At 69.4% G+C, this 12,990-nt stretch carries 10 protein-coding genes; 3 read left to right on the top strand and 7 right to left on the bottom strand.

Going from position 1 to position 12,990, the window contains the following annotated elements:
• Positions 1 to 34: 34 nt before the first annotated feature.
• The 5 genes from hutH to ACFTZB_RS34380 all read right to left on the bottom strand — a co-directional run bounded on the left by hutH (position 35) and on the right by ACFTZB_RS34380 (position 7,517).
• Entirely contained in the window at positions 35 to 1,801 is a 1,767-nt protein-coding gene (hutH, locus tag ACFTZB_RS34400) for a histidine ammonia-lyase (protein ID WP_378438608.1), read from the bottom strand.
• A 41-nt stretch (positions 1,802 to 1,842) separates the two neighbouring features.
• The gene (locus tag ACFTZB_RS34395; protein ID WP_378438606.1) at positions 1,843 to 2,517 is read right to left on the bottom strand and encodes a response regulator; all 675 of its coding nucleotides are present in this window, start codon (positions 2,515 to 2,517) and stop codon (positions 1,843 to 1,845) included.
• A complete protein-coding gene (locus ACFTZB_RS34390; RefSeq protein ID WP_378438610.1) occupies positions 2,514 to 4,457 on the bottom strand; it encodes a sensor histidine kinase in 1,944 nt (647 codons plus the stop codon). The genes ACFTZB_RS34395 and ACFTZB_RS34390 overlap by 4 nt, the downstream gene beginning before the upstream one ends.
• A gap of 44 nt (positions 4,458 to 4,501) precedes the next feature.
• Entirely contained in the window at positions 4,502 to 5,200 is a 699-nt protein-coding gene (locus tag ACFTZB_RS34385; RefSeq protein ID WP_378438604.1) for a hypothetical protein, read from the bottom strand.
• Positions 5,201 to 5,276: 76 nt separating this feature from the next.
• Positions 5,277 to 7,517, bottom strand: a complete 2,241-nt coding sequence (locus tag ACFTZB_RS34380; RefSeq protein ID WP_378438602.1) for a DNA polymerase III subunit gamma and tau — start codon at positions 7,515 to 7,517, stop codon at positions 5,277 to 5,279.
• Between the two features lie 210 nt (positions 7,518 to 7,727).
• On the opposite strand from ACFTZB_RS34380, the gene ACFTZB_RS34375 reads away from it, so the two are divergent.
• Positions 7,728 to 9,074, top strand: a complete 1,347-nt coding sequence (locus ACFTZB_RS34375) for an ammonium transporter (RefSeq protein ID WP_378438600.1) — start codon at positions 7,728 to 7,730, stop codon at positions 9,072 to 9,074.
• A 6-nt stretch (positions 9,075 to 9,080) separates the two neighbouring features.
• Here the strand turns inward: ACFTZB_RS34375 and ACFTZB_RS34370 are convergent, their stop codons facing one another.
• Both ACFTZB_RS34370 and fes read right to left on the bottom strand, forming a co-directional pair.
• Positions 9,081 to 9,674: an HhH-GPD-type base excision DNA repair protein gene (locus ACFTZB_RS34370; RefSeq protein ID WP_276136822.1), complete on the bottom strand. Its 594-nt coding sequence runs from the start codon at positions 9,672 to 9,674 to the stop codon at positions 9,081 to 9,083.
• Positions 9,675 to 9,752: 78 nt separating this feature from the next.
• Complete coding sequence (gene fes / locus ACFTZB_RS34365; RefSeq protein WP_378438597.1) at positions 9,753 to 10,982, bottom strand: enterochelin esterase; 1,230 nt, start codon at positions 10,980 to 10,982, stop codon at positions 9,753 to 9,755.
• A 74-nt stretch (positions 10,983 to 11,056) separates the two neighbouring features.
• On the opposite strand from fes, the gene fepB reads away from it, so the two are divergent.
• Together fepB and ACFTZB_RS34355 are read left to right on the top strand one after the other, a co-directional pair.
• Positions 11,057 to 12,067, top strand: coding sequence for a Fe2+-enterobactin ABC transporter substrate-binding protein (gene fepB, locus ACFTZB_RS34360; protein WP_378438595.1), 1,011 nt, complete (start codon positions 11,057 to 11,059; stop codon positions 12,065 to 12,067).
• Between the two features lie 86 nt (positions 12,068 to 12,153).
• A complete protein-coding gene (locus tag ACFTZB_RS34355; RefSeq protein WP_378438593.1) occupies positions 12,154 to 12,981 on the top strand; it encodes a DUF1206 domain-containing protein in 828 nt (275 codons plus the stop codon).
• Positions 12,982 to 12,990: the final 9 nt, after the last annotated feature.

Genomic DNA, 12,990 nt, shown 5'->3' with positions numbered 1-12,990 from the left:
GGCCTACCACCGTCATCGCGACCGTCGGGACCGGTCAGAACTCCAGGCTGCCGACAACCGATTCCACCGACCTCAGGATGGTGCCGTCGTACACCAGGCGTTCGATCTGCTCGATGTCGTCACCGAAGAAGCGGTCCGCGTCCACACGGGGTGCGACCTCTCGGATCGCACGGCGTACCGCCTGGGACGCGGTGGAACCCTCTTCGGGACCGAGGAATTCGTGGGCCTGCGCCGCACACATCAGTTCGATCGCCAGCACGTAGCGGAGTTTGCCGACGATCCGGTAGGCCTTCGTCACCGCCAGGTACGCATTGCTCACCGGGTCCTCCTGATTCGCACAGGTGGGCACCGAATCGACCGACGCGGGCTGGCAGGAGGTCTTCATCTCCATGTACAACGCGGCCGCGGTGTACTGGGCGATCATGTAGCCGTTGTTCAATCCCGGACTCGGGGAGAGGAAGGCAGGCAGTCTACTGAAGTTGCTGTTAACCATGCGGTCGGTGCGGCGTTCGGATATCTTGGCAAGCACGGTGAGCGCGGTGGCCATCAGATCGGCTTGGATGCCGACGAACGTGCTGTCGAAGTTGGCGCCCATCAGGGCGATACCGTCGTCGTTCTCCGGAATGACGACCGGATTGTCGCCGACAGAGTGCAGTTCGTCCCGAACGACGTCGATCGCGTCTTTGAGTGCACGTCGTGCTCCTCCGTGGATCTGCGGGATGCCGCGCAGGCTGTAGGTGTCCTGAACGCGATAGTCGCGGTACTTGGCGACTATCGCGCTGCCCTCGAGGATTCGCCGGACATTGTGTGCGACCGCAGCCTGTTCGGGATGCTTCTTCATTGCCTGCAGACGCGGGTCGTATGCCTTGATCGTCCCCTTGAGTGCCTCGAGAGACAACGCGGCCGCGGTGTCGGCCACCGTGGCAGCGCGCGCCGCATCGTAGGCGAGGAGTACGCCGATTGCGGTCACCGAGTGGGTGCCGTTGGTCAGCGTCAGGCCTTCCTTGCAGCCCAGGGTCACCGGACTCAGGCCGAATCGCTGCAGCGCGGCTGATGCCGAAACCTCGACGTCGTCGACCAGCACGCGGCCCTCGCCGAGGAGAACCCGGGCCATGTGGGCTTCGGGGCCGAGGTAGCCGACCGAGCCGTCACCGGGCACGACCGGCGTGATCCGGTTGTTGAGCAGGTCCCGGATGAGGTAGAGCACCTCGAGGCTGGTCCCGGAATAGCCCTGCCCGAGTCCGACCAGCATCATCAACTGAATTGCCCGAACCACCTCCACCGACAGCGGCTCACCCACCGACACCGCATGCGAGAGCACGATATTGCGCTGCAGTGCCTCGGCGTCCTCCGGGGAGATCACCTCGGTGACATTGTCCCCGAAGCCGGTTGTGACGCCGTAAATCAGCCGATTCTCGGACAGAAACCGCTCGATCAACTTGCGTGATCGCCGGACCCGCTCGCCGTACGACGGCGTGAAGGTCACGCGCGCACCGAAGCGCGCCACCGCGACGAACTCCTCGATGGTTATCTCGCCGTCACCCAATGCGACGGTGGCGATTTCTTGAGCATGGATCGTCATCAGCGATCTCCTTCGGACTCCATGAATGCGACATAGCAGTCGGTGACGTTGGCGTTCCGGTGCAATTGGCCTCGAGCCAGCACCCGTCCCGAAGGTTGACACTATTTGATTAACTGCGACATCTTTATGAACATTACTAATGCATGCCATTACGCTCGACGGAGGCGCGACCGCAGGTTGGTGGCCACAACGGCTCCAGCAGGTGACCTGCAAGATCACGCCGAGATAGTCGACTACGTCCCCACCACGACCCCGGCGCCTCAGGAGTCGACGCCGAGGCCCGCGTCCCGTGCCCGGACGATGGCGGCGGGACGGTCGGGCACACCGAGCTTGGCGAGCACGTTCGACACGTGGTTGCGCACCGTCTTCGGGCTCAGCACGAGTCTGCGCGAGATGCTCGCGTTGTCGTAGCCGCGGGCGACGAGGTCGAGGACCTCCCGTTCGCGGTCGGTGAGTTCCGGAAACACCGTGGGCTCCATCCGGCGCGAGGCGGCCATGAAGCTCATCGCGCGGGCCGCGACCGCGGCGCCGAGGATCACCTCCCCGTTGGCGACCGCCCGGACGGCCCGTTCGACCTCCCCCGGATCGGCCCCCTTCACCAGGTAGCCGCGCGCCCCGGCGCGCACCGACGCGACCAGCGATTCGTCGTCCTCGTGCATCGTCACGACGAGCACCCGCAGGGCGGGGTGCCGCTCGACGAGTCGCCGGGTGGCGTCCACCCCCGAACCGTCGCCGAGTTCGAGATCCATCAGCACCACGTCGACGTCGCCGTCCACGACGTCGAGCGCCTCGGCGACGGAACTGGCCTGTACGGCCACCTCCATGCCGTCGAGCGTCGACAGCAACGCGACCATGCCCAGCCGGAACACCGGGTGGTCGTCGACGACGGCTACCCGGATGGACGAGGTGGTGGAATTCGTGGTGCCCGCGCTCATGATGCGGTCAACGGTAACCGGGCGGTCACCACCGTGCCTGTCGGACGGCCGGATTCGATGTGCAGCGTGCCGCCGAGTTCGTGCGCCCGCTCGCGCATCGACCGGGTGCCGACGCCGCCGCCCCCGGCCGGATCGAACCCGCACCCGTCGTCGTGGATGACAACCGTCAGCACCTCCGGAGCGAACGTGGCGTCGACCCGGCAGCCGTCGGCACCGCTGTGCCTGCGCGCGTTGGTGACCGCCTCGACGACGATCCCGTACGCCGCGGCGCTGATCTCCGCGCCCAGCCTCGGCGGCGGATCGGCCTGCACCCGCAGCTGGAACCCGCTGCGCGACTGGCTGGCCGCCAGTTCGTGCAGCGCCGGGACCAGTCCGAGTTCGTCGAGCACCGGCGGGAACATGCTGCGCGACAGCTGCCGGACGCCCTCCACCTGATGGTCGAGTTGCTCCTGCAGCGCGTCGATGAGTTCCGCGGCGGCGACCGGATCCGAACCGAGCAGATTCCGGGCGCCCTGCAGGCCCAGCCGGATGCCCGCCAGCGACGGCCCCAGCCCGTCGTGCAGTTCGCGGCGAATCATCTGCCGCTCCTCCAGCCGCACGGACGCCAGCCGACGCCGCGCCTCCTGCAGGTTCTCCGCGGACTGCAGCACGACGAGACCGGCCGTCACCACCGCCGACAGTTCGGTGAGCGACCGGCGGGTGCGCGCCCCCAGCGACTCCCCCGGCGGCGCCGTCACGACCATCGTCCCCAGCACCGCGCCACGGTGCACCAACTCCACCGACTCGGCAGGTCCGGTCGCCGAACCCCACACCGCGGCAACCCCGCTGGTGCGCCGCACGGACACGGATTCGAGCCGCAACGCGACGCCGACGCCGGCAGCCAGACCCTCGAGGAGTTGTTCCGGGGTCTCGGCGCTGCCGAACTGCCTGCCGAGGGTGCGGACGGCCCGCACCGGATCCTCGCCCTCGCCGTACACCAGGCGGTGCACCCGCCGCTGCAGCCACAACCGCACCGGCTGCACCGCGACGGCGACGACACCCGCCGCGACCACCTGCGCCCCCACCGAATCGCCGTCGGGCAGCAGGGCCGTCACGGCCGTGGCCACCACCACGTACAGCACCAGCAGCGCGACGGTGAGGGTGCCGGCCACCGTCGCGCGGCTGACGACCAGGTTCAGCCCCCACATGCGCTGACGGAGGATGCACACCAGGATCGCGACCGGGTAGAACGCCTGAACAGCCAAGTGCACCAACGGGTTGAGCACCCACAGCCCCGGCAGCGACGCCGGCAGCACCAGCGGAATGTACGCGCCCGTCATCAGCCCCGTGCCGAGGCACATCCACCCGAGACCCACCCGCTCGCGGGGTGGACCGTGACGCCACCGCCACCCGCAGTCCGCGGCCGCCGCGAAACCGACCACGAGGACGGGCACGATCTGCCAGACCGCGGGGATCTCCGTGAACGTGCGGGACCAGAAGTACCAGGCCGTCGCGGCGACACCGGCGAGGACGCCGAGTTTCGCGCCGGCGCCGAGCGGATGGTCGCGGATCAGCCACGGCACGATCAGGAACAGGCTGAGCGTCCCGGGAATCCACGCCGTGTTCTGCAACGGCGACAGCACGTCGACCCACGGCAGCCCCGGACGCACCGCCGCGAGTTGCGAGTAGCTGTACCCGAGTGCGGCGAGACCCACGCCGATCGCGGCGAGCCCCATGATGATCGGCACCGGGTGCACCCGCCGCGCGAGCACGACACCGGCCACGGTCCCGTAGACCGCCGCCCCGACGACGTCGACCAGGAAGAACAGCTGATTCGAATCGATGCCCGGATCGGCCCGGACGAACGCCACCACCGACAGCACGACCAGGATCCACGCGGACACCGCCATGACGGCAGCGGGTACGGGCGCACCGCCCGCACCTGCCGACCCCTCGGTCATCGGAGTGTCCTTCTGCTTCGCCATGGTGCGAACGAGTATCTCCCCTACTCGCGCGCGGTGTCGGCGAAAGCGAACCCGATCGCGCTCACCAGCACCCACAGCGGCCCGGTGAACCCCGCGAGATACTGCAGCGGTGAGACGCCGATGACGGCGGTCACCAGTCCCAGCACCAGGCTGACCCAGCCGATCCACCGCGGTCCCGCGTGCCCGCGGAGCAACGCGACGGCCACCGCCAGCGCGCTGACCCCCGCACCCGCCCACAGCCACGGAATGGTGCCCATCCAGTGGCCGCCGACCACCGCGAACTCCGGCACCAGCCGGCTCGTGTCACCGAGTCCGAACACCAACTCGGTGGTCAGCCCGGTCCCCAACAGGCACGCCGCCGATGTCAGGACCAGCCCGAACGCCGCGACCGACGGCAGGATGCTCTCTGCGGGCAACGCTGCCCGCAGCCGCTGGGACAGCCCGGCGGCGAAGACGAGGATCAGCAGCGCCGCGGTCATGATCGACACGTGCATCACGAGGATCCCGGTGCGCTGTCCGGCGAGACCGTTCATGATGGCGACCGCGTCGCCGGCCGACGCCTCCACGTACACGGCGTCGACCGACATGCTCGCCTGGATGCCGACGATTCCGGCCACGCCGGCGACGACCCCGACGTACGCCCACCACCGGCCGCTTCGCGGCCGCGCGGTCGCCGGGACCTCGTTCTGCACGCCGTCTGGAACATTCACTGTGCTCATGAGACGACGATCGGACACCCGGTGTCCCGGGCACCAGGGGCGGATGTCCCGATGTGGCGGGACCGCGCCGTCCGGTTCAGCCCTCGAGCTTCTTGGCCCCGAGCATGTCCTTGAGCAGTTCGAACGCCACATCCTCGGGGTCGCGGCGAGTCGCGGGGTCGGCGGGTTCCGCCGCCTCCTTGAACATCTCTTCTTCGTCCTCGGGTGTGGAGACGGGCGGCGTCGACGCCGAAGCCTCGTAGTCGATCGGCCCGGGATCGTCCGGGTAGTCCGGTGCCTCCGGCGGCGGAATGTCGTCGTCCGGTTCGGACGACGGACGTGCCTGCGCCGCACCCGGACCGGCATCGGTGCTCCGTGCGTCGGACTGCTGCTGAGGCGGGCGCTGCGCAGCCCGCTCCTGGCTGGGCCGGGAGAACCGGGGTGCGCCTGCCGGCTTCGTCGGCGCCGCAGCGGCCTTCGCGACCGGTGGGGGCGGCGCCGTCGGGGCACCGGCCTGATACTCCACTTCCCAGGTGCCGCCGAACATCTCGGACAGCACCTCGGTGATCACCTGGGCGTTGTGCGGGGACGCGATCCGAGCGCCGAGGTTGGGGACCGGGTGCGCCAGGATCAGGCGGTTGCCCTGCACGTCGTGCACCGTCGCGGCCGACAACATCGCGGGCAGGATCTTGTTCCGCTGGCTCACCTTCTCGCGCAGCGAATTCCAGGCTTCCCGCAGTGCGGCGGCATCCGGACCGGCCGATGCGGCGGGTGCCGCCTCCACCTCGGGTTCGGGAGTCGGCTCGGGTTCCGGTTCGGGAGTCGGCTCGGGTTCGGGCTCGGGCTCGGGCTCAGGCTCGGGCTCAGGCTCAGGCTCGGGCGCGGGCGCGGGCGCGGGCTCGGGCGTCGGCGCGGGCACCGGCGTCGGCTCCGGAACGGGTGTCGGTTCGGGCTGCGGCGTCGGCTCCGGTTCGGGAACGGGGGCAGGCGCGGGCTCCGGAACCGGCTTCGGCATCGGGTCGGGTTCCGGCTCGGGCTGCGGCGGCACGGTGGCGGCCGCGGCCTGGCGCATCGACGGTCGCTGGAACCTCGGCTCCGGTTCCGGTTCGGCGGGCCGTTGCGGCGCGCGATCCGGTGCTGCCGCGGGCCGCTCGGCTACGGCGGCGACCGGCGCGGAGCCTGCGGGCGGAAGTCCGCGCTCGACGCGTTCGAGTCGCTGCAGCACGGCCGACTCCGCATCGGAGGCCGAGGGCAGCAGCATCCGGGCGCACATCACTTCGAGCAGCAGTCGCGGGGCGGTGGCGCCGCGCATCTCCCCCAGCCCGGCGTGCATCACCTCGGCGAAGCGGGTGAGCGTCGCGGGACCGATCCGCTGGACCTGGGCGCGCATGTGCTCGAGCACGTCGCCGGGAGCGTCCACCAGGCCGCGTTCGGCGGCGTCGGGGACGGCCTGCATCAGGATGAGGTCGCGCAGGCGCTCGAGCAGGTCGACGGCGAAGCGGCGCGGATCGTGCCCGGCGTCCATGACGCGGTCGACCGTCCCGAACAGCGCGGCACCGTCGCCGGCGGCGAGCGCGTCCACGGCGTCGTCGATCAGCGCGACGTCGGTGACGCCGAGCAGCGCGAGGGCGCGCGGGTAGGTGACGCCCTCGTCGCCTGCGCCGGCGAGGAGCTGGTCGAGGATGCTCAGCGAGTCACGCGGGGACCCGCCGCCGGCGCGGATGACCAGCGGATATACCGGGTCGGCGACCGGCACACTCTCCTGCAGGCAGATCTTCTCCAGCAACCCGCGCATCGTCGCAGGCGCGAGCAGCCGGAACGGGTAGTGATGGGTGCGCGAACGGATGGTCGGCAGCACCTTCTCGGGTTCGGTCGTGGCGAAGATGAAGATGAGGTGCTCCGGCGGCTCCTCCACGATCTTGAGGAGGGCGTTGAAACCCGCCGTGGTGACCATGTGGGCCTCGTCCACGATGAACACCCGGTACCGGGACTCGGCGGGCGCGTAGAACGCGCGGTCACGCAGCTCACGGGTGTCGTCGACGCCACCGTGGCTGGCCGCGTCGAGTTCGGTGACGTCGAGGTTGCCCGACCCGCCGGGGCCGAGCGCCACGCACGAGGGGCACTGGCCGCACGGCGTCGAGGTCGGGCCCTCCACGCAGTTCAGCGATCGGGCGAGGATGCGGGCAGACGACGTCTTGCCACAGCCGCGGGGACCGGAGAACAGATACGCGTGGTTGATCCGTCCGGCGTCGAGAGCAGTGCTCAGTGGTTCGGTGACGTGCTCCTGCCCCACCACCTCGGCGAAGGATGCGGGTCGGTACTTCCGGTACAGGGCCACGCGGAAAGACTACCGGCGGTCCCCGACAGTCCGGCCCGGGTGGTCGAAGCGCCTGCTCGGCGCCCGCTCGGGGCCCTACTCACAGTCAGAAGTCCGGACCTGACCGGATTGCGTAACACGTTCGCAACGCATCGGCATCACGGTCGAAACGGCCCGCGGCCATCGTGAATTTCCGCACCGGGTTTCGTCCGGGTGTGTGAGGAGAATGTCGTGCCTGCAATCGACGCCGGAGCAACCGCCTGGCTTCTGATCAGTACCGCGCTGGTCCTGCTGATGACCCCGGGGCTCGCCCTGTTCTACGGCGGAATGGTCCGCTCCACCGGCGTCCTGAACATGATCATGATGAGCTTCGTGTCGATCGCGCTCGTCACGGTCGCCTGGCTGGTGGCCGGGTACTCCCTCATCTTCGGCGACGACATCGGCGGCGGACTGATCGGCGGGCTCGAGCACCTGGGGATGGCGGGCATCGACCCGACCACCGTCCACGGGCAGGTCCCCGAGATCCTGTTCGCCACGTTCCAGCTGACATTCGCGATCATCACCGCCGCGCTGATCAGCGGTGCTATCGCCGACCGGGCCAAGTTCTCGGCCTGGATGATCTTCGTGCCCGTCTGGGCCCTCGTCGTCTACGCACCCGTCGCGCACTGGGTGTGGAACCCGCAGGGCTGGATCGCGCAGTTCGGTGCCCTCGACTACGCGGGCGGACTGGTCGTCGAGATCGTGTCCGGCGCGTCGGGTCTGGCGTTGGCCCTGGTCCTGGGCCCGCGGCTCGGATTCAAGTCCGAGTCGATGCGCCCCCACAACCTTCCGCTGGTGCTGCTCGGTGTCGGCCTGCTCTGGTTCGGCTGGTTCGGTTTCAACGCCGGTTCCGCGCTCGCCGCCGACGGCACCGCCGCCGCGATCTTCCTGAACACCCTCGTCGCCGGGTGCACCGGTCTGCTCGGCTGGCTCCTCGTCGAGCAGAAGCGCGACGGTCACCCGACGACGTTCGGTGCGGCGTCCGGTGTCGTCGCCGGGCTGGTCGCGATCACCCCGTCGTGCGGCACCGTGAGCATGGTCGGCGCGGTGATCGTCGGCGCGGTCGCCGGTGTGGTCTGCTCGTTCGCCGTCGGCTGGAAGTTCCGCCTCGGATACGACGACTCGCTCGACGTCGTCGGCGTCCACCTGATGGGCGGCATCGTCGGCACGATCCTGATCGGTCTGCTGGCGACCGAGGTGATGACGGGCGGAGCCGAAGGCCTGCTGTACGGGGGCGGGTTCGCGCAACTCGGCAAGCAGGTGCTGGCCGTGGTGGTCGTCGCCCTCTACGCGTTCGGCGTGACATATGGGCTGGGCAAGCTGATCGACCGGATCTTCGGGTTCCGGGTCAGCGCCGAGGACGAGTCCTCCGGCATCGACCTGGCGCTGCACGCCGAGTCCGCGTACGAACACGGCGTGCTCGGGCACGGACCCATCGGCGGCGGCCAGGGCAACAGCGTCTTCCCGTGGATGCACGAGGCCGAACGCAGGCGGCAACTCGACGCGGAACGGAAGCAGAACCGAGACGATACGGAGTAGCGGCGGCTACTTCTTCTTCGCTGCCGCCGCCTTCTTCGCGTCGGCCTTCGCGGCCTTCTTGAACTCGCGGACCTCGTGGAGACTCTTGTCGTCGACGACGTCCGCGATCGAACGCCGGGACCCCTCGGTGCCGTAGTCGCCTGCCGCTTCGCGCCAGCCCTTCGGCTCGACTCCGATCTGCTTGCCGAGCAGCGCCAGGAAGATGCGGGCCTTCTGGTCGCCGTACCCCGGGAGCGCCTTCAACCGTTTCAGCACTTCTTTGCCGTCGGGGTCGCCGCTCGTCCACAGCGCCTCGACGCTGCCGTCGTAGTTCTCGACGAGGAACGCGCACAACGACTGGATGCGGGTGGCCATCGATCCGGGGAACCGGTGGACGGCGGGGGTCTGTGAGCAGACGGCCGCGAACGCTTCCGGATCCATCTCCGCGATGCGGTGCACCTCGAGGCCGCCGATCCGGTCGTCGAGTTTCTTGGGGCCCGCGAACGCCGTCTCCATCGGTACCTGCTGATCGAGCAGCATCCCGATGAGCAACGCCAGCGGATCACTCGCGAGGAGTGCGTCGGCGTCCGGATCCCCTACCAGGTTCAGCGTGCGTGCCATGGTTCGATCCTGCCATCCCTCGGTGGGGCGGGTGCGCCCTTCACGGCGACGCGCGGTCTATTCACAGAGTTATCCACATCACTGCATTACCGGTGCGTAACCCAGCATCGAGGCCACGCCGGCGACGAGTCCGTCACGCCAGTGCAGCGCGTCGTGACCCCCGCAGAACTTGCGGTACCGCACGTCGCAGCCGGTGCCGGCGAGCAGGTCTCGGACTTCGCGGTTGGGTTCGACGAGCATCCATTCGAGTGTCCCGACCTCCAGGCTGAACCGACTGCGCGCCGCGGCGGCGCGGACACGGTCCTGGAACGGGACCCCCGGCCCCGATCCGGGCCACCAGAACGACCCGGACAGGCTGACGGCGCACCCGAAGACGTGCGGCGCCGTCAGCGCGAGGTGGCAGGCCGTCAATCCGCCCAGGCTGCAACCGGCCACGATCGTCGACGCCGGGTCGTCGGTGACGGCCCGGTCGCGCTGCAGCCACGGGAGCAGTTCACCGGTGAGACCGGCGGCGAACGCGGGGCTGCAGCCCAGTTCCTCGGATCGCAATTCGGGCCCGACGCTGTCGACCATCACGACGAGCGGAACGCGGTGACCGGCAGGTCCGAGTGCGTCGACGGCACCCGCGATCGGCAGGTCGACGGCCCAGGTCCGGCCGTCGAGCAGCACCACCACCGGACGGGATCCGGCGGCGAGTCCGGGCGGTTCGTAGACCCACACCGACCGTGGTGTGCCCGACAGCGTGAACGTCGTCTCGTGGAGTTCGCCGCGGCCGGGCCGGTCCGTCCACCAGCGCTGCGCGGGCGCCGCGGGCATCACCGCCTCGGAGCAGTCACCTGCCTGTGCCGCTCGGGTGGGCAGCGGGTTGAACGGGTCGGGCTGGGCGCCGGCGAGTACGTTCCGCCACCACTGCCAGCCCGGGGTGCCGTCGCCGGGACGGGTCAGTGGTTCCGTCCGGGGAATGAATCGGTAGGCGCCACGCCAGTTCTCCGGCACCTCGATCGACAGCGACCACAGGTCGGTGCCGGGGAGCCGCGACAGCGCGGCCCGTTCCGGCCGGGAGCGGTCGGTGATTCCGTTGGCGTCGAGGTAGACGTGCCGCGTGCGCGACCCGCGTTCGTCGCCCTCGGGGTCCCGCCAGCAGAACGTCGCGATCACGCAGCCGCGGTCGGCCCCGTCCCGTTCGACGAGGGGGCTGCCCGTGGCGGCGAGTCGGCCCCAGAACGCAGGGACGGCGTCGGGTGCCAAGTCGTCGATCGCCCGTGTGCGCACGACGCGGCGCTCCGGTCCGGGCACCCGTTTCAGCATCCATCCCCCATTCGACCGTAGGTAACGCTAGCCTAAGTTGCATTCCTTACCCGTGCGAAAGAGAGTCCCCAACCGTGAAACTTCGTCGCTCACTGGCAGCCGTCGCTGTCCTCGCCGTCGGGATCGGCGCGGCCGCGTGCTCGTCCGATCCCGCCACCGAGACCGCGGCCACCGGCGCCGCCGCCGCGTCCGACCAGAGCTGGCCCCGCACCGTTACCGACGAGACCGGCAGCGTCACGATCGACCACGAACCCGAGCGGATCGTGTCCACCAGCGTCACCCTCACCGGCTCACTGCTCGCCCTCGACGCGCCCCTGATCGGCACCGGCGCCCAGCGACCGAGCGACGTGACCGACGAGAACGGCCTGTTCACGCAGTGGGCGGATATCGCCGACGAACGCGGCGTCGAGTCGCTCTACCAGGGCGAACCCAACGTCGAGAAGATGACAGCCGCCGACCCGGACCTCATCTTCGTGTCCGCCACGGGCGGCGACTCGGCCGTCGATCAGGTGGACACGCTGCGGCAGATCGCGCCCGTCGTGGTGCTCCGTTACGACGACAAGTCGTGGCAGGACCTCAGCGGGCAGATCGCCGCGGCCATCGGGGCCGAGCAGCAGGCCGACGCGCTCGTCGCGAAGTTCGACCGGCAGCTCGACGACGCCAGGTCGGCGCTCGGCGACAAGGTCGCCGCGGCGAACCCGGTGAACGTGCTCGCCTACAACTCGCCCGAGGAGTCGCGGATCTTCACCGCCGAATCGGCGCAGGGCATACTGCTCGAACGCCTCGGATTCTCGCTCGCCGAGCTGCCCGCCGACATCAGTTCCGCCGACAAGGGCATCATGGCCGGCCGCAAGGACGTCGTGCCCGCCGGGCAGGAGAACCTGCCGCGGGCGGTGCCGGGCAACACCACGTTCATCGTGATCGGTGAATCAGAGGACGTCGACAGGCTTCTCGCGGATCCGACGTTGCAGAAGACGCCGTCCGTCGAGAAGAAGCAGGTGATCGCGCTCGGGAAGGACAGTTTCCGCCTCGACTACTACAGCGCCACCAACCTGATCGACCGGGTCACGAACGCAGTGCGATAGCGCCCGGTCCGTGTCGGCGCGGTCCGGACCGGGTACCTCTACGTCACGGGACTCCGGTCCATTCCCACGACACCGAAGGACATCCGATGGCCCAGAACGAAACGAATCGAGCCAGCGGGATGAGCCGTGCCGTGGACAGGGCAACCGACAGCACCACTTTCGAGCGGGTCGCGCGGGCGGGCCACGTGATGAGCGGTTTCGTCCACCTGCTGATCGCGTACATCATCGTTCAGCTGGCGTTCGGCAGCGGCGGCAACGCCGATCAGTCCGGGGCCCTCGGCACGCTGGCCGCCGAGCCCGGCGGCCGGTTCGCGTTGTGGGTGGCGATGGTCGCGTTCATCGCGATGGCGTTGTGGCGGCTCGCCGAGACAGTTCTCGGCCCGCACGCCACCGAGCAGTCCGACGACGACACGTCGCTGCTCGACCGGGCGAAAGCGTTCGGCCTGGCCGTCGTCTACTTCGCGTTCGCGTTCTCGGCCTACCAGTTCGCGAGTGGCGGCGGGAAATCGAGCGGTCAGCAGAACGCCGGAATGAGTGCACGCCTCATGGAATCCGGGGGCGGCAAGATCCTGCTCGTGGTGGTGGGTCTCGTCGCCATCGCGATCGGCGGGTACCACGTCTACAAGGGCGCGTCGAAGAATTTCCTGGACGACCTGAAGGGCACCCCGTCGAAACTCGTCGAGCCCCTCGGAGTGGTCGGCTACGTGGCCAAGGGCCTCGTCATCGCGGGTGCGGGCCTGCTGGTGATCGTGGCGGTCGTCAACGCCGATCCGTCCAAGGCCACCGGCCTCGACGGCGCGGTGAAAACCCTGGGCTCGGCGCCGTTCGGGCAGTTCCTCCTGGTCCTCGCCGCACTGGGTATCGCCGCGTACGGGCTGTACAGCTTCGTGATGGCGCGCTACGCCAGGATGTAGAGACACGTC

Source organism: Rhodococcus sp. NPDC057014, assembly GCF_042673295.1.
Classification (GTDB): Bacteria; Actinomycetota; Actinomycetes; order Mycobacteriales; family Mycobacteriaceae; genus Rhodococcus_F.
This window is presented reverse-complemented; position numbering and strand designations above follow the sequence as displayed.